Source organism: Streptomyces sp. NBC_01267, assembly GCF_036241575.1.
Classification (GTDB): domain Bacteria; phylum Actinomycetota; class Actinomycetes; order Streptomycetales; family Streptomycetaceae; genus Streptomyces.
Genome location: NZ_CP108455.1, coordinates 3,290,985 through 3,306,239, shown reverse-complemented (window position 1 = coordinate 3,306,239; position 15,255 = coordinate 3,290,985). Strand labels below are relative to the sequence as shown.

The following is a 15,255-nucleotide window of genomic DNA, read 5'->3' as shown; positions in this document are numbered from 1 at the left end:
GGGCCTTTCGGCAGTCGGGCGGCCGGGTCACGGCGCCGGGTCGGGCGGGGCGTAACCGCGTGCGCGGACCAGTTCACGGGTCAGGTCGGTGAAGGCGCGGGCGGCGGCGCTCCGGTAGGCGCCCTCACGTCGCAGCAGCGTGACGGTTCGGGCCGGGAGGGGCGGTTCGAGGGGGACGGGCGTCAGATGGGGGTGGTCGTGGGTGATGGCGTCGGGCAGGACCGTGGCCAGCGGGGTGCGCCGGACGATTTCGGTCAGGGCCTGGATGGAGTTGGCCTCCACCGCGATGTGCGGTCGCACCCGGTGGGCCGCGAAGTAGGCATCGATGTGGCCACGGGTGGCGAAGTCCGCGCTGAGCAGCGCGAGTTGTTGTGCGGTCAGCTCCTGTACGGAGCGGGGCGCGCCGGGTTCGGCAGCGGCGCCCGGCCGGTGGTCGCCCACGACCAGGCTCAGGGTCTCGGTGAACAGTGCCGTCGAGGCGATACCGGCCGGACGGGGGCCGTCGAAGGCGATACCGAGGTCGACCGTGTCGGCCAGCAGCCCGGACTCGATGCGGTCCTGGGTCGTCTCCCGTACGTCCAGCGTGATGCCGGGGTGCCGGGTGTGGAGTTCGGCGACCAGGGGACCCACCAGGTAGGCGGTGAAGGTCGGGGTGACCGCCAGCCGCAGCGTTCCCCGCGAGAGGTCGGCGACATCCAGTACGGCGCGTTCGGCCGCAGCCAGATCCCGCAGGGCGCGGCGCGCGTAGTGCGTGTACGCCCGGCCCGCGTCGGTGAGCCGTACGGTGCGGCCCGTGCGGTCGAGCAGCTGGGCTCCCACGGTCCGCTCCAGCTGCCTGACCTGCTGGGACAGGGTGGGCTGGGAGACGCGCAGGTCTTCCGCCGCGCGGGTGAAGCTGCCGTGCTCGGCGACGGCGAGCAGATAGCGCAGATGACGGAGTTCCGGAGCCATGACCGCAACTATAGATGTCACCAATGGCTGGCATGCGTAGTGCGTCTTGGACGCTATAGGGCCAGCTCATGCATGGTGGATTCCGTCGGCCCCGCAGGACCGGCAGCCACCGAAGGGAGTGACCATGCATGACCTTGCCGAAGGCGTCGCCCGATTCCAGCACGACGTCTTCCCCGCCAAGGCGGAACTCTTCACGCACCTCGCCGGTACCCACCGCCCGACGACCCTGTTCATCAGCTGCTCCGACGCCCGGGTGGTGCCCGAGCTGATCACCCAGAGCGAGCCGGGCGAGCTGTTCGTCATCCGGACCGCGGGCAACCTCGTACCGGCGCACGCCCCCGGCCCGGACGGTGTCGCGGCCAGTATCGAGTACGCCGTCGCCGTCCTGGGGGTGTCCGAGATCGTGGTGTGCGGGCACTCCGCCTGCGGCGCCATGACCGCCCTCGCCGAGCAGCACGACCTCACCGGGCTGCCGGCGGTCGCCGACTGGCTGCGGCACGCCGATGCCTCCCGGGCGCGTGCCACCGCCGCGAACGGCGCGACGGGTGGGACCGGTGGGACCTGTGGGACGGACGTGGCCGCTCTGGTGCGCGAGAACGTACGGGCGCAGCTGGTGAACCTCGCGACCCACCCCTCGGTGGCCCGCGCCCTCGCCGAGCGCACGCTGAGCCTGCACGGCTGGGTCTACGACATCCCGGCCGGGACCGTCGAGGTGCTCGACCCCGCGGGGCCGCCACCTGCCATGGGCGCCACCGATTCCACCGGCTTCACCGATTCCCTGGGCCACCCGGCTGCCCTCGCGGCCTGACCGTTCGCCCGTACCCCCCACCCCGAACCCCCCGCCGCGCCCCGAACCCGGCGCACGGCACCCCTCCGGAAGGAAGTCCCTCCCATGCTGCACGCCCAGCTCGACCCCACCGCCCGCCAGGCCCTGGCCGTGACCGCCGTCGAGGCGAAGGTGCGCAAGGACCTGTCCTGGCAGCAGATCGCCGACGCCGCCGGTCTGTCGGTCGCCTTCGTCACCGCCGCCGTGCTCGGCCAGCACGCCCTGCCCGAGGAGTCCGCGCGCGCCGTCGCCGAGCTGCTGGGCCTGGACGACGATGCGGCGCTGCTGCTCCGTACCGTCCCGATGCGCGGCTCCATCGAGGGCGGCATCCCGACCGACCCGACCATCTACCGCTTCTACGAAATGCTCCAGGTCTACGGCACCACGCTGAAGGCGCTGGTCCACGAGCAGTTCGGCGACGGCATCATCAGCGCGATCAACTTCCGGCTGGACGTGCAGAAGGTCGCCGACCCCGAGGGCGGGGAGCGCGCGGTCATCACCCTGGACGGCAAGTACCTCCCGACGAAGCCCTTCTGAAGGCCGCATCGGTGATTGCCGAGCCGGTGACTGCCGCATCGCGGTGGTCACCGGCGCCCGGCCCCGGCCCCGCCCCTCACGCCCCCTGAAGGAGACCCGATGGACTTCGCACAGCGCACGATCGACCTCGCCCGCCGCAACGTCGAGGAGGGCGGGCGCCCCTTCGCGACCGTCATCGTCAAGGACGGCGAGATCCTGGCCGAGAGCGGCAACAAGGTCGCCCAGACCTCCGACCCCACCGCGCACGCCGAGGTGCTCGCCATCCGCGAGGCGTGCACGAAGCTCGGCACCGAGCACCTGACCGGCACGGTCATCTACGTACTCGCCCACCCGTGCCCGATGTGCCTGGGCGCGCTGTACTACTGCTCCCCGGACGAGGTGGTGTTCCTGACCACCCGCGACGCCTACGAACCGCACTACGTGGACGACCGCAAGTACTTCGAACTGGACACCTTCTACGGTGAGTTCGCCAAGGACTACACCCAGCGCCGCCTGCCGATGCGCCACGAGCCGCGCGAGGCGGCCACTGATGTGTACCGGACGTGGCAGGAGCGCAACGGCGGTGAGCGCCGGGTACCGGGCGCCCCCACCGCCTGACCGCCCACGGCCTGACCGCCCACGGCCTGACCGCCCACCGTCTGACGGCCCGCAGTCCGGCCGCCGATGGGGCGCCGGGTCCCCACGCCCCGGCGCCCCCGCTCGCGTCACCGGAACCGGAACCGTCACCGGAACCGTCACCGGCACACCGCGAGCGCGTCCAGCGCCACCGCCCCCTGCCCGCGTCCCAGCACCATCAGCGGATTCACATCCAGTTCCGCCAGCTGGTCCCCCAGCTCCAGCGCCATCCGCTGCACCCGGAGCACCACCTCCACCAGCGCGTCCACGTCCGCCGGCGGCGCCCCCCGTACCCCGCCCTCCAGCAGCGGGTGGCCGCGCAGTTCGCCGAGCATCGCCCGTGCCTGGTCCTCGCCGAACGGGGGCACCCGCACCGCTGTGTCGCCGAGCAGTTCGACCAGGACGCCGCCCAGGCCGACCGTCACCGTCGGGCCGAACAGGGCGTCCGTGGTGACGCCCACGACCATCTCCACCCCGCGTTCCACCATCTGGCAGACCAGGATGCCATCCAGTTCGATCCCTTCGTACCGGGCGATGTCGGTCAGCTCGCGGTACGCGTCCCGCACCTGGCTGGCCGAGGTCAACCCGACCTTCACCAGGCCGAGTTCGGTCTTGTGGGCCAGCTGCGCCCCCGACGCCTTCATGACGACCGGGTAGCCGACGAGACCGGCCGCCCGTACCGCGGCGGCGGCGCTCGTCACCAGCTGTTCGCGCGGGACGCGGATCCCGTACGCCCGTAGCAGTTGCTTCGCCGCGTGCTCGCTGAGCTGCTGGTTCGGGCGCATCAGGGCCTGCGCCTTGCGGAAGGAGGGGGACGGGGTGCGGGGCGCCTCGTCGAAGGGGGAGGTGTAGTGGGCGGTGAAGCGGTGGTGGTCCAGGTACGCCTTCACCGCGGTGACGCAGTTGCCGAAGGTACGGAAGGTGGCCACCCGGGACGAGCCGAGCAGCGTCGTGCGGTACGCCTCCTCGGTGCCGACCGGCGACCCCCACACCACACACACCAGCTTGTCCGTGGCCTCGGCCGCGTCCACCAGGTCCTGGGCCAGTTTGTCGCTCATCGGCGGGAACGGGCCGGTGATCGGACAGATCAGGACCCCCACCTCCGGGTCGGCGAGAATCGCGTCGATGATCTTCCGGCCGCGCCAGTCGCCCACCGGGTGGCCGCCGTTGTCGACGGGGTTCGCGACGTTCAGGTACTCCGGGATCCAGGTGTGCAGCTCGTCCTGCTTGTCGGCGGACAGCGTCGGCAGCGCGATGCCCGCCGCCGTCGCCAGGTCGGCGAAGTGCGCACCCGTGCCGCCAGAGATCGAGTAGACCACCACGCCTTCGGCCTGCGGCTTCCTGGCACGGGCCAACAGGGCGGAGGTGTCCTGGAGTTCGTCCAGCCCGTTCACCCGGACCACCCCGAACTGCCGCATGGCCGCGTCGACCACCTGGTCCGCGCCGGTGAGCTTGCCGGTGTGGGAAGCGGCCGACCTGGCGCCAAGCTCCGTACGCCCCACCTTGACCGCGACCACCGGCACCCCCGCGCGCGCCGCCCGGTCCGCGGCGAGCAGGAAGGAACGGCCGTCCTTCAGGCCCTCGACGTAGCACGCGATGGCCCCGACCTCGGGGCGCTCGGCGAAGTACGAGATGAAGTCGGAGGTCTCCAGGTCGGCCTCGTTGCCGGTGGGCGCCCAGTGCGAGAGGCGTATGCCCAGCTCCTGCATGGCGAAGACCGGGCGGCCCTGGTGGCCGGACTGGGTGATCAGCGCGACCGCCGGGCCCTCCAGGTCGTCGCGGAACTTCTCGAAGGCGTTGAGATTGGTGTTCGGGCCCAGCAGCCGCAGGCCCGAGCGCTCCACGGCCGCCGTCAGCCGGGTCTGGGCGCTCGCGCCCTCCTCGCCGGTCTCGGCGAACCCGGAGGCGAAGGCCACCGCGAACTTCACCTTGGCCTCGGCCAGTTGCTGGATGACCGGCAGTGGGTCGGCGACCAGCAGGACGGCCAGGTCGACCTGTTCGGGCAGCGCGGCCACGGTGGGCGAGCAGGGGATGCCGAAGACCGACTCGCGCGTCGGATGTACGGGGAACAGCCGGGCGCCCACCCGTTCCGACCAGGCCATCAGCTGGCGGGTGATCCCGGTGTTGGGCCGCCCTTCGGCGTCGGACGCGCCGATGACGGCCACCGACTCGGGCCGGAAGAACCGGTCCAGGTCGGGCACGGACGCGTACAGCGGGCGTCCGCTGACATCCAGGTCGCCTTCCGCTGCTGCCGTGCCGTGGACGGCGACGGGGGGCTGCTCCCCGCAGGCCACCACGCGCGCACGGAAGTCGGTGGTGAGGGTGCCGTGAGTCGATCCAAGCATCGTTTCCGCCCGCTCCTGCTCGATGGCCGAAGAACCTGACACTTAGTCAGGTTACTGAACTGACGGCCCGTCAGGAACAGTGCTGCAAGCAAAGACTGTGGCGGAGGGGGCGGCGTGGCCCGTCCCGCTCGGCCGGGCGAGGCGCCCCGGCTCGTCCCGGTCAGCCGGGTGAGGCGCCCCGGCCCGTCCCGGTCAGCCGGCCGAGGCGGCCCGGCGGTGGCCGCGCAGGGCGTGCACTCCCGCCGCTGCGGTGCCGACGCACAGGGCGGCGGCGCTGAAGCCCAGCGACGCGTGGACGCCGATGGCGGCGCCCAGCAGGCCGACGGTGAAGCCGCTGCCCGCGCGCAGTCCGTTGGCGGACATGCCGTAGACGCCGAGGACCCGGCCGCGGTCGGCGGCGGGGGCGACCAGCTGCACGACGGTCTGGCCGATCGACATCGAGGCCAGGTTGGCGACGCCGCCGACCAGCAGCAGCATCAGGGCCACCGGGTAGCTGGTGGTGAGGGCGAAGAAGAGGCTGGTCACGCCGTACACGGCGGTACTGATGACGGCGGCGGGCACATGGGGTTTGATCCACCCGGTCGCCTCCAGGACGATGCCGCCGACGACTCCGCCCGCACCGTTGGCGAACAGCAGGACCCCGTAGGCGAGTCCGGCACTTCCGGCGCCGAGGTCGTGGGCGAAGATCGGCATCGAGGACTGGAGCGAGGCGCCGACGAAGAAGGAGCCCAGACCGCCCAGGATGATCATGCTGACCAGGGTGCGGTTGGCCGCGATCTGCCGTATGACACGCAGCGATTCCAGTGGTCCCACCCGTGGCCGGCTGTGCCGGTCGCGGGTGTGGCCGGTGAATTTGGTACGGAAGAGGAAGAGCGTCAGCGGCAGGTAGAACGCGACGTTGGCGAAGATGCCGGCGGTGGGGCCGAGCCCCAGCAGCAGCGCGGATCCGACGACCGGGCCGAACAGGACGCCCAGGCTGCGGAAGGTGGCGTTCAGCCGTACCGCGCTGGGCAGTTCGGTGGGGCCGACGAAGTCGTGCAGCATCAACTGCTCGCCCGGACTCCACAGCGAACCGGCCAGGCCGTGCAGGACGAGCAGGACGCACGCCTCCCACATGTGGAGGGAGTCGGTGAGGAACAGGATGCCCCAGGTGACGGAGACCGCCATGAACAGGCCCTGCGCCGCCTGGATGATGCGGCGGCAGTCGTAGCGGTCGGCCAGCGAGCCGAACCACATCGAGAGCAGCAGGAACGGCACCCAGTGGCTGATGACCTGGAACCCGGTCAGCGCCGGGGAGTGGAACGTCTGCCACAGCACCCAGTAGGTGATGACGTGTTCGATGTTGTCGGCCATCATCGAGAGCGCCGCGCCGAACAGGTACGGACGGCAGTCGCGGTTACGCAGCGCGGCGAACCGCTGGGGCGGGCCCGCGGGCGGGGCGGAGTTCAGGGTCTTGTCGGTCAACGCCCCGGTGGGCGGGCCCTCTTCCGGCTCCGCCAGGTGGGTGGAAATGCCGCAGGCGGCACACATCCTCGGTTGTCTCCTCATGAGATTCAGGCTGTGAACGTGTGAGCGAAGGTGTAGCCGCTAGAGTAGACGCACCGTTGCGTGAGGTCTAGGGCGGCTGACTATCCTGGGGTAAAGGGAGGCGCCATGGGAGTTGCGGCAGGATCCGCCCGGGGTGGGGCCGTCGGTACGTCGGGCCGACGCCACCACGGCAATCGGCACGGGCGCAGCGAGATCGCCCGGTTCGCGGTGCTGGAGGCGGCCGACGACCTGCTCGCCGAGAAGGGCTTCGCGGGCGTCACGATGGAGGGCATCGCGGCGCGGGCCGGGGTAGCCAAGCAGACCATCTACCGCTGGTGGCGCACCAAGACCGAGGTCCTGATGGACGCCTTCCTGCAGGATGTGGCGGAGGAGCCGCCTTCGCTCGACCACGGCGATGTCGCGCGCGACCTGAGCGATCACCTGGGCCGGCTGGGCCACTTCCTCGGCGGGACCGATCCCGGGGCCGTCTTCAAGGCGCTGATGGCACAGAGCCAGCACGACCCGGCGTTCGCCGAGGTCTTCCGGGCCAGGTACCTCGACGAGCAGCGCCGCCGCGACCGTGCGCCGCTGGAGCGCGCCGTACTGCGCGGGGAGCTGCCCGCGGACCTCGACGTGGCCGCCGAGACCGACCAGATCGTGGGCCCGCTCTACTACCGCGTCCTGGTCACGGACGAGCCGGTCGGCAAGGACTTCACCGACCGGCTGGTCGAATCCTTCCTGCGCCGCCTGGGCTGACAGGGCGGCTGGCAGGGCGAGTGACGGGGCGGGTGACGGGGCGGCGCCCGTCGGGCCGGGCCGGTAGCGCCGTGCTCACCGCCGGGCGATGGCCGAAGCGATCTTCCGCGCGTCGATGGCCAGCTCGCGGAGCATCCCGCTGATCGGGTTGGTGAACCCGGTGAAGTAGAGCCCCGGCGCCTGCTTCGGCGTGCGGCGCCCGTGCGTGACCGGCCGCCCCCGTCCGTCCAGTACGCCCAAGTGCCCCACCAGCGGCTCCAGTCCGCGCCGGTAGCCGGTCGCCGCTATCACCGCGTCCGGTTGGATCCGGGCGCCGTCGGCCAGGACCACCGTGCCGCCGTCGAAGGAGTCCACGGCCGCGACCGGTTCGACCCGTCCGGTGCGCACCGCGGCGATCAGCCCGACGTCCTGCACGGGGATCGCCCCCTGGCGCACCCGCGAGTACAGACCGGTGTCGGGGCGCGGCAGCCCCTGCGCGGAGAGGTCGGGCACCGCGATCCGGCTCATCAGCCCGGCGGCCCGGTCCACCAGCCGGGTCGGCAGTCTGCGGACCAGGATGCCGGTGTACTGCGCGGGCCACCCGGCCGTCGAGCGCCGGAGGATGTGCGGAACCGTACGGATCGCCAGCCGTACCCGGGCCGCGCCGCCCTCCATCAGGTCGACGGCGATCTCCGCACCGGTGTTCCCCGCGCCGACGACGAGCACGTCCCGGCCCGCGTACGGACCCGCCTCGCGGTACTCGCCCGCGTGCAGCAGCTCCCCGCTGTACGTGTCCGCGCCCGCCCGGTCCGGCAGCGCCGGGGTGTGGTTGTAGCCGGTGGCCACGACCACCGCGCGCCCGTTCAACTGCCGTCCACCGGTGGCGTGCAGCAGCCAGCCGGAGCCCTCGGCGGGGGTGATGCGGGAGACCTCGACCCCCGTGACGATCTCCAGCTCCTGGTGCCGCGCGTACGTCTCCAGGTACCGCACGACGTCCTCGCGCGCCACCCAGCGCCCGAAGGAGCGCGGCATCCGCAGCCCCGGCAGGGACGAGTGCCGCCGGGTGGTGTGTAGGTGCAGCCGGTTGTAGTGGCGGCGCCAGGAGGCCCCGACGGCGTCGGACTTCTCCAGTACGACGGCCCGTACTCCCTGGTCGCGCAGCGCGGCGGCAACGGCCAGGCCACCCGGTCCGGCGCCGATGACGTAGACGGGCCGGGCGTCGTTCGTGTCGTCCATGAATCGGAGCGTAACCGCCCATTCCGTTGATAGGTCACGGTCAAGGTCACAACCGGTTGCGAATCGATCACGCCTGCACGCCCCTTGCGCGCGACACCTTCCATCGGCTGAACTGACGTACCGTCAGAAAGCTGATGGGTACGTTCGGAAGGCGAGTGAGGAAGCCCCGATGCATTCGATCTGGCTCAGCGGCGCCGAATGGCTCGCCGTACTCCGTATCGGACTCGGTCTGTGGTGGCTGGAGAGCTGGCGCCACAAGGACAAGTCGGCCTGGTTCGAACGGGGTACGGGCATCGCCTGGGCGGCGGACGTCGCGGGCAAGCACAAGTGGCCGGTGGTGAAGCGCGGCTTCGAGAAGGTGGTCGCGCCCCGCCCCAAGGTGATGGCGTACGTCGTCGTCTACGCCGAACTCGCCCTGGGGCTAGGCCTGGTGGTCGGCCTCCTGACCCCCGTGGCGCTCGTCGCGGGCCTCCTCCTGAACCTCCTCTACCTGGTGCTGATGATCCACGACTGGGCCGAACAGGGGCAGAACGCGATGATGGCGCTGATCTCCCTGGCCGCCCTCGGCGCGATGGCCTGGCAGACCTGGTCCCTCGACCACGCGATCGGACTCTTCTCATGACCAAGCCCGCGACCCCGTCCGCGACCCAGTCCGCCACGCCTGCCGCGACCCCGCCCGCGCGCCCGGCCGCACGGTTCGACCTCCCCGAACCCGACGCCTTCACCGAGCCCTACTGGGACGCCGCCCGCGAGGGCCACCTGCTGATCCGGCGCTGCGGCGCCTGCGCGAAGCCGCACCACTATCCGCGCGAGTTCTGCCCGCACTGCTGGAGCGAGGACGTCACCTGGGAACGGGCGAGCGGCCGGGCCACCCTCTACACCTGGTCCGTCGTCCACCGCAACGACCTGCCCCCCTTCGGCTCCCGCGTCCCGTACACGGCCGCGGTCGTCGACCTGGCCGAGGGGCCGCGCATGATGACGGAGATCGTCGACTGCCCGGAGGACGACCTGCGGATCGGCATGGCGCTGGACGTCACCTTCCGGGAGCTGACCCCCGGTACGTCCGTACCGGTCTTCCGGAAGGCTGCGACGCCGGACGCCGCGCGGTAGTCGCCGGAACGGCGGTAGGCGAAAAGGCCTGTGCAGGAAGCCACTTGGACCGCCAAAAGGCAACTTCGACATGGCCCGCAAAGGCAGCTACCTTCACCTGGCGTTCGGCGGTCGCCCATGGTCGTACAGGGGTTCCTTCAGGCTGAGCCACCTGTCACGGGACGAGTGGGTCACACCCCACGAATCCTCGCCCATGCGTAGTCCACCGAATCGGGTCCGCACCAGGCACCCCCGACCAGGGAGAGACGCATGCCCCATCTTGCTCTGTACACCTTCGGCGTCCTGAAATCACCCCTCGCCGATCCCGCACGTCTGACGAGGGAGTTCCACGAGAGCGGTGCGGCCGTCTACCGGGAGATCGGCGGGCACCCCGCGTACATCGCTCGTGCTGAAGCGGCAGATCGCAGCCTGGGCGCACGGACGGATTTCGAATCGGACTGGGGTGAGTGGGGAGAGTTCGCTGTTCCGGCCTGGTACGAGAAGGGCCGCACCCCGGAAACCATCGCCCTGGCCGCGACCCTCTCGCTCTGGACCGACCTGCGCCCCGCCTTCGACTCCCTCTACACCGGTCCGCACCGCGCGGCGCTCAGCAGGCGTTCCGACTGGTTCGAGAGGACGGGACACCCGGGTCATGTGCTCTGGTGGGTCGCCGACGGCACGATACCCACCTGGCAGGAGGGGGTTTCCGGGCTGGAACACCTCCACGACCACGGACCCGGGCCGCACGCCTTCACCTTCCACCACTCGTTCGCACCGGACGGAACTCCGACCAGGAGCGAAGGCGGCGGGCCGGGACCGACGCGCGTCGAAGTGCATTGAGCCGCAGATTCTCTAGAGTTGCCAAGAGCCCCGGCAAGGTCACGGCGGCGTAGAGGCAGCAGCCCGTGAGCCACGCCCTGGGTATCCCCGACGACCAGGACCTGTCCGGTCACGGCCGCAGCGATGAGTTCGGCCGATCCGGCGAGTCTCATCACCGTTGTCGACAACACAGGAGGAACACGTGGCTCAGCTACTGAGAGTCCAGAACATCACCGTCTCCAGTGACGGGATCGGTGCCGGTGAGGACCAGACCCTTGAGAGGCCGTTCGGGCATGTCGATCCCGAGAGGCTGTTCTCCTGGGCCGGCGCCACAGCCAGCTGGCCCATGCGCACCGACTCCGGCGGGAGCCGCGGCATCGACGACTACTTCACTCGGGACTTCACCCGCAACATCGGCGCCGAGATCATGGGCCGCAACAAGTTCGGACCCCAGCGCGGGCCCTGGCAGGACCACGACTGGCTCGGCTGGTGGGGCGACGAGCCGCCGTTCCACACCCCGGTGTTCGTCATGACCCACCACGAGCGGCCTTCGTTCTCGCTCTCCGACACCACGTTCCACTTCGTCGACGGCGACCCGGCCACCGTCCTCGAACAGGCGCGGGAGGCGGCGCAGGGCAAGGACGTCCGACTCGGCGGCGGCGTCACCACCATCCGGGAGTTCCTGGACGCCGACCTCGTCGACACCATGCACGTGGCGGTCTCGCCGGTGGAGCTCGGGTCCGGAGTGCACCTCTGGGAGTCACCCGACGAGCTGCTCGACCGGTTCCACCTCGAGGTCGTGGCCAGCCCGAGTGGTATGTCGCACCACCTGTTCTGGCGGAAGTGACGCACGGTCCCACTCGGGGGTGAGCGGGGTCAGCTGCTGGTTGCCGACCCCGCGCATCCACGACGTGGGCGGATCCCGGAGTCGAACATCCGGGAGACATCCGGGAGACATCCGGGAGACATCCGCAAAGCCTGAACACCCGCCCCCTCGGCGGACCCCCACCGCCCCCGCGTGTTCAATAGCCGTATGACCGACATGCGGAACCAGCCGGAGGTGTACGGACTCGGCCTCGGCCTGCGCCCCTGGGACGTGGCCGATGCCGCCGTGCTGCTGCGTGGTGTCACCGACCCCGAGTTCCGGCGCTGGAACACCGTCCGGCGCCCTGTCACCGATCTCGAATCCGCCCGCGCCGCGATCGAGAGGCGGGCCGAGGCCTGGCGCCGCGACGAGCTCGCGCAGTTCGCCGTCCTGGAGGACGGAGCGGTCGTCGGGGGCGTGGGGATCACCCGCATCGACCGTCATATGCGCCGCTCGGGCGTCGGCTACTGGGTGCTGCCGGAGCGCCGCCGCCGGGGCATCGCCACCCGCGCGCTGGAGCTGTGCAGCCGTTGGGCCTTCGAGCAGGAGAACCTCCACCGCATCGAGCTGGGCCACGCCCTGGAGAACGCCGGGTCCTGCCGGGTCGCGGAGCGCTGCGGCTATCTGTACGAGGGAACCCGGCGCGGGGCCATGCACCAGGCCCAGCGGATCGGCACCTACCGCGACCAGCATCTGCATGCCCGGCTGGCCTCGGACGCGTATCCGGAAGTCGACCAGCCGTGCCCACCTCGCCCCGGAGCGTAACGCTCCACCGGTCGAGGACGCAGGAACAGATGACGAAGGGGGTCCGGAAATGGGCGAGGGACGCGCGCTGACGGTCACTGGGTGGGTGCTGGGCGGAATCGGTGTCGTACTTCTGGCCGTCGCCGCCTACTGGGGATTCCGGGGGTACGAGTCGGTCACCATGTCGACCGACTCGATGGCACCGACCTTCCGCAAGGGGGACCGGGTGGCCGTCGAGAAGAGCAACGGCAACGGACTGCACCACGGTGAGATGGTCATCTACCGCACCTCCGACCGCTACGACGGCGCCGACGTACTGCAACGCGTCATCGCGCTCGGCGGCGACCACCTCGTCTTCGACGGGACCCAGCTCCTGCTCAACGGCTCGGCACTGGTCGAGCCGTACCTCGACGGCGGGAACCAGGGCACGTCGCCCGCCTACGACGTACAGGTCCCGAAGGGCCGGATGTTCACCCTCGGCGACAACCGTGCCGACTCGATGGACTCCCGCTTCTTCCTGGCCGACCAGTCGGGAACCCTCTCCGTACGGGTGGTGCGCGGCCGGACCATCGACAACCCCGCCATGACGCTGCTGCTGGGCGGGAGCGCCCTCGGCGGCACGCTCCTCGCCCTCGCGGGCGCCGGGTTCGGACTCGCGGGCCGGGTGGTCCGCCGCCGGCACCTGGCCGCCGTGGTGCCCTACGGCCAGAGCAGCTCCCGCCCCCAGCTGCGCCCCTTCGTACGCCGGTAACGCAGCCGCACATGACGCCGCCGGGCGTCGCCCTGGAAGAACTCGACCTCGACCGGGTCCAGTACGTACCGCGTCCAGGACGGCACCGGCGCCTCCGGCTCGGCCTGCGCCCGCTCCCACGCCGCGGCCGAGGCCCGCTCCAACTCGCCGAGCGAGCCCAGCACCTCACTCATCCGCCCGGTCAGCGCGGCGGCCAGCGCCCCCGTCGACCGCCCGTGCAGATCGGCCTGTCCCTCCGCCGACGGCGCCGCCGTCACCGGCCCGCGCACCCGCACCTGCCGGGCCTGCGCCGCCCAGTAGAACCCGAGCGCGGCAGCGGGCCGCTCGGCGAGCTGGCGCCCCTTCGCGCTGCCGGAGTGCGAGGCGAAGTGCCAGCCGCGCTCGTCCGCCCCGTGCAGCATCAGGGTCCGTACGTCGGGACACCCCTCGGCATCGACGGTGGCGAGCGTCATGGTGTGCGGCTCGGGCTGCCCGGCAGCGGCGGCGGAGCGCAGCCACTCCCGGAAGAGGGGGAGCGGCGCGTCGGGGGCCGAGTCCGGGTCGAACTGCGGAAGTTCGGGCAGGTCCCAGACGCGCAGGGTGTGCAGGAACTCGGTGAAGTCGTCCATACGGACATTGTGGCCATGCCGGGCCCCGGTCACCTCATGGTCTCCTCCGGATCGCGGCAGAGCTGCGCCGTGATCACCCCGTGCAGCAGCTCCGGATCGACGAACGTCCCCTCCACCGGCGGATCGCACCGCCACTGGAGCGGATACGTGTTGCCGTCCGGCGCCGGGATCCCGATGTACTGATCCCGCGCGGACGGCCCGTAACAGGTCACCCCCGGCGGCCAGTCGAACTCGTGCGAGGACCCCGGCGGAATCAGGAAGTACGTCCACCGGCCCCCGGCGATCTCCCGCACGACGGGCCCCGGGAACCCGTCGGTGAGCGTGGCGAGATGGTGCAGTACGGCCTCACCGCGCACACCCCGGACCCGGATGGCATCGAAGTGCACCCCGGTCAGTCGGAGTTGGTGGCCCGTGGCCGGTACCCAATCGGGGAGATTTTCCGTCGTCATGGCTACGAGCATCGGGCCGATTGCGTAGCGTGACCAGAGGAATCCGGTGCACATCGGGACGATGTGGAAAGGCAGGATGATCTTGTGGCAACCAGCAAGCCGAGTGAAGTGAACGCGGCCCAGCCGTCCCCGGCGAGGCGGCACGTAGGGGACCTGATCAGGAACTTCCGCTCCCGGGCGGGCCTGACCCGGCAGGACGTGGGCGAACGCCTGCTCATCTCGGAGTCCCTGGCCGGGGCGTACGAACGGGGCGAGCGCATCCCGACGACGAGCTTCCTGCACGACGCGGACGGGGTACTGGACGCGCGGGGCGCGCTCAAGTCCTGCATCCCGCTGATGGAGGACGAGAAGTACCCGCGCACGTTCGTGGGGTGGGTACGGCTGGAGAAGATCGCGTCCAGCATCAGCGCGTACGAGAACATGTTCTTCCCGGGTCTGTTGCAGACCGAGGAGTACATCCAGGCGCTGTACGAGGAGCGCGTCCCGCAGTTCTCCGAGGCGGAGATCGAGAAGCACGTCGAGGCGCGGCTGGAACGACAGGCGGTGCTGATGCGGGACCCGCTGCCGATCGTCTCGTACGTCATCGAGGAGTCGGTACTTGAGCGGCCGATCGGCGGGCGGACGGTGCTGCGGAACCAGATGCTGCACATGCTGAAGTGCATGCAGACGATGCACCATCTGATGGTGCAGGTGATGCCTACGGCGAGGCCTGCGCATGCGGGCCTGAACGGTCCGATCAAGTTGATCAGCACGCCGGACGGCCGCAATTGGGCCTACGAAGAGGTTCATGCCGGAGGTACGTTGATCTCCAAGCCGCAGCAGGTCAACCAGCTCATCGACCGCTTCGGGAAGCTGCGGGCCCAGGCGCTCACGCCCTGGGAGTCCGCAGAACTGATCGAGAGGATGGCAGATCGGCTATGAGCACCGAACTCACGTGGTTCAAGAGCAGCTACAGCAACAACGAGGGCGGTGACTGCCTCGAAGTCTCCTACGACTGGCGCAAGTCGAGCTACAGCAACAACGAGGGCGGTGCCTGCGTAGAGGTGGCAGCCCACCCCCACGCCATCCACATCCGCGACTCCAAGGTCCCCGACGGCCCGACCTTCACGGTCGCCCCGGCGGCCTGGACGACCTTCGTGGAGCAGCTCCCCGGCTGAC

At 70.7% G+C, this 15,255-nt stretch carries 18 protein-coding genes; 12 read left to right on the top strand and 6 right to left on the bottom strand.

Translation table 11 applies throughout. The features are described 5' to 3' along the window. Positions 1-27: 27 nt before the first annotated feature. Positions 28-951: a transcriptional regulator CynR gene (gene cynR / locus OG709_RS15100; RefSeq protein ID WP_266642447.1), complete on the bottom strand. Its 924-nt coding sequence runs from the start codon at positions 949-951 to the stop codon at positions 28-30. 124 nt (positions 952-1,075) lie between these two features. On the opposite strand from cynR, the gene OG709_RS15095 reads away from it, so the two are divergent. The 3 genes from OG709_RS15095 to OG709_RS15085 all read left to right on the top strand — a co-directional run bounded on the left by OG709_RS15095 (position 1,076) and on the right by OG709_RS15085 (position 2,911). Further along, positions 1,076-1,759, top strand: coding sequence for a carbonic anhydrase (locus tag OG709_RS15095; protein WP_266642449.1), 684 nt, complete (start codon positions 1,076-1,078; stop codon positions 1,757-1,759). Between the two features lie 84 nt (positions 1,760-1,843). Next, positions 1,844-2,314: a cyanase gene (gene cynS, locus OG709_RS15090; RefSeq protein WP_250301240.1), complete on the top strand. Its 471-nt coding sequence runs from the start codon at positions 1,844-1,846 to the stop codon at positions 2,312-2,314. A gap of 99 nt (positions 2,315-2,413) precedes the next feature. Further along, entirely contained in the window at positions 2,414-2,911 is a 498-nt protein-coding gene (locus OG709_RS15085) for a nucleoside deaminase (protein ID WP_250301241.1), read from the top strand. A gap of 137 nt (positions 2,912-3,048) precedes the next feature. Here OG709_RS15085 and OG709_RS15080 read toward each other — a convergent pair whose 3' ends face one another. Continuing rightward, the gene (locus OG709_RS15080) at positions 3,049-5,274 is read right to left on the bottom strand and encodes an acetate--CoA ligase family protein (RefSeq protein WP_250301242.1); all 2,226 of its coding nucleotides are present in this window, start codon (positions 5,272-5,274) and stop codon (positions 3,049-3,051) included. A gap of 192 nt (positions 5,275-5,466) precedes the next feature. Then, positions 5,467-6,822 carry an MFS transporter gene (locus OG709_RS15075; protein ID WP_250301243.1) on the bottom strand — a complete coding sequence of 452 codons (1,356 nt, stop codon included), beginning with the start codon at positions 6,820-6,822 and terminating at the stop codon, positions 5,467-5,469. Between the two features lie 105 nt (positions 6,823-6,927). Between OG709_RS15075 and OG709_RS15070 the strand changes: the two genes are divergently transcribed. After that, the gene (locus tag OG709_RS15070; RefSeq protein ID WP_266642453.1) at positions 6,928-7,557 is read left to right on the top strand and encodes a TetR/AcrR family transcriptional regulator; all 630 of its coding nucleotides are present in this window, start codon (positions 6,928-6,930) and stop codon (positions 7,555-7,557) included. 75 nt (positions 7,558-7,632) lie between these two features. Here OG709_RS15070 and OG709_RS15065 read toward each other — a convergent pair whose 3' ends face one another. After that, a complete protein-coding gene (locus tag OG709_RS15065) occupies positions 7,633-8,772 on the bottom strand; it encodes a flavin-containing monooxygenase (protein ID WP_266642454.1) in 1,140 nt (379 codons plus the stop codon). A gap of 169 nt (positions 8,773-8,941) precedes the next feature. On the opposite strand from OG709_RS15065, the gene OG709_RS15060 reads away from it, so the two are divergent. The 6 genes from OG709_RS15060 (at position 8,942) to lepB (ending at position 13,040) form a co-directional block, all read left to right on the top strand. Further along, on the top strand, positions 8,942-9,394 hold the full coding sequence (locus OG709_RS15060; protein WP_250301246.1) for a DoxX family membrane protein: 453 nt from the start codon (positions 8,942-8,944) through the stop codon (positions 9,392-9,394). Further along, the gene (locus tag OG709_RS15055; RefSeq protein WP_266642456.1) at positions 9,391-9,882 is read left to right on the top strand and encodes a Zn-ribbon domain-containing OB-fold protein; all 492 of its coding nucleotides are present in this window, start codon (positions 9,391-9,393) and stop codon (positions 9,880-9,882) included. The genes OG709_RS15060 and OG709_RS15055 overlap by 4 nt, the downstream gene beginning before the upstream one ends. 249 nt (positions 9,883-10,131) lie before the next feature. Continuing rightward, a complete protein-coding gene (locus OG709_RS15050) occupies positions 10,132-10,701 on the top strand; it encodes a DUF3291 domain-containing protein (RefSeq protein WP_329166494.1) in 570 nt (189 codons plus the stop codon). Positions 10,702-10,882: 181 nt separating this feature from the next. Next, positions 10,883-11,527, top strand: coding sequence for a dihydrofolate reductase family protein (locus OG709_RS15045; RefSeq protein WP_250301249.1), 645 nt, complete (start codon positions 10,883-10,885; stop codon positions 11,525-11,527). Positions 11,528-11,713: 186 nt separating this feature from the next. Beyond that, complete coding sequence (locus tag OG709_RS15040) at positions 11,714-12,310, top strand: GNAT family N-acetyltransferase (RefSeq protein ID WP_250301250.1); 597 nt, start codon at positions 11,714-11,716, stop codon at positions 12,308-12,310. A gap of 49 nt (positions 12,311-12,359) precedes the next feature. Further along, entirely contained in the window at positions 12,360-13,040 is a 681-nt protein-coding gene (lepB, locus tag OG709_RS15035; RefSeq protein WP_250301251.1) for a signal peptidase I, read from the top strand. Here lepB and OG709_RS15030 read toward each other — a convergent pair. Beyond that, positions 12,989-13,648: a pyridoxine/pyridoxamine 5'-phosphate oxidase gene (locus OG709_RS15030; protein WP_250301252.1), complete on the bottom strand. Its 660-nt coding sequence runs from the start codon at positions 13,646-13,648 to the stop codon at positions 12,989-12,991. The two genes, lepB and OG709_RS15030, sit on opposite strands and share 52 nt — an antisense overlap. Positions 13,649-13,677: 29 nt before the next feature. Further along, positions 13,678-14,097 carry a hypothetical protein gene (locus OG709_RS15025; RefSeq protein WP_250301253.1) on the bottom strand — a complete coding sequence of 140 codons (420 nt, stop codon included), beginning with the start codon at positions 14,095-14,097 and terminating at the stop codon, positions 13,678-13,680. A gap of 84 nt (positions 14,098-14,181) precedes the next feature. Here OG709_RS15025 and OG709_RS15020 point away from each other — a divergent pair, with 84 nt between their 5' ends. Continuing rightward, a complete protein-coding gene (locus OG709_RS15020) occupies positions 14,182-15,018 on the top strand; it encodes a helix-turn-helix domain-containing protein (protein WP_329166492.1) in 837 nt (278 codons plus the stop codon). After that, complete coding sequence (locus OG709_RS15015; RefSeq protein WP_329166491.1) at positions 15,015-15,254, top strand: DUF397 domain-containing protein; 240 nt, start codon at positions 15,015-15,017, stop codon at positions 15,252-15,254. The genes OG709_RS15020 and OG709_RS15015 overlap by 4 nt, the downstream gene beginning before the upstream one ends. Position 15,255 lies beyond the last annotated feature (1 nt).

Excerpts from the sequence above, each read along its gene's own strand:
- OG709_RS15065 (WP_266642454.1), bottom strand. The coding sequence starts at position 8,772 with ATGGACGACACGAACGACGCCCGGCCCGTCTACGTCATCGGCGCCGGA.
- OG709_RS15050 (WP_329166494.1), top strand. The coding sequence starts at position 10,132 with ATGCCCCATCTTGCTCTGTACACCTTCGGCGTCCTGAAATCACCCCTC.
- cynR (WP_266642447.1), bottom strand. The coding sequence starts at position 951 with ATGGCTCCGGAACTCCGTCATCTGCGCTATCTGCTCGCCGTCGCCGAG.
- OG709_RS15025 (WP_250301253.1), bottom strand. The coding sequence starts at position 14,097 with ATGACGACGGAAAATCTCCCCGATTGGGTACCGGCCACGGGCCACCAA.
- OG709_RS15055 (WP_266642456.1), top strand. The coding sequence starts at position 9,391 with ATGACCAAGCCCGCGACCCCGTCCGCGACCCAGTCCGCCACGCCTGCC.
- OG709_RS15080 (WP_250301242.1), bottom strand. The coding sequence starts at position 5,274 with ATGCTTGGATCGACTCACGGCACCCTCACCACCGACTTCCGTGCGCGC.
- cynS (WP_250301240.1), top strand. The coding sequence starts at position 1,844 with ATGCTGCACGCCCAGCTCGACCCCACCGCCCGCCAGGCCCTGGCCGTG.
- OG709_RS15015 (WP_329166491.1), top strand. The coding sequence starts at position 15,015 with ATGAGCACCGAACTCACGTGGTTCAAGAGCAGCTACAGCAACAACGAG.
- OG709_RS15085 (WP_250301241.1), top strand. The coding sequence starts at position 2,414 with ATGGACTTCGCACAGCGCACGATCGACCTCGCCCGCCGCAACGTCGAG.
- OG709_RS15070 (WP_266642453.1), top strand. The coding sequence starts at position 6,928 with ATGGGAGTTGCGGCAGGATCCGCCCGGGGTGGGGCCGTCGGTACGTCG.
- OG709_RS15095 (WP_266642449.1), top strand. The coding sequence starts at position 1,076 with ATGCATGACCTTGCCGAAGGCGTCGCCCGATTCCAGCACGACGTCTTC.
- OG709_RS15040 (WP_250301250.1), top strand. The coding sequence starts at position 11,714 with ATGACCGACATGCGGAACCAGCCGGAGGTGTACGGACTCGGCCTCGGC.
- OG709_RS15060 (WP_250301246.1), top strand. The coding sequence starts at position 8,942 with ATGCATTCGATCTGGCTCAGCGGCGCCGAATGGCTCGCCGTACTCCGT.
- lepB (WP_250301251.1), top strand. The coding sequence starts at position 12,360 with ATGGGCGAGGGACGCGCGCTGACGGTCACTGGGTGGGTGCTGGGCGGA.
- OG709_RS15030 (WP_250301252.1), bottom strand. The coding sequence starts at position 13,648 with ATGGACGACTTCACCGAGTTCCTGCACACCCTGCGCGTCTGGGACCTG.
- OG709_RS15075 (WP_250301243.1), bottom strand. The coding sequence starts at position 6,822 with ATGAGGAGACAACCGAGGATGTGTGCCGCCTGCGGCATTTCCACCCAC.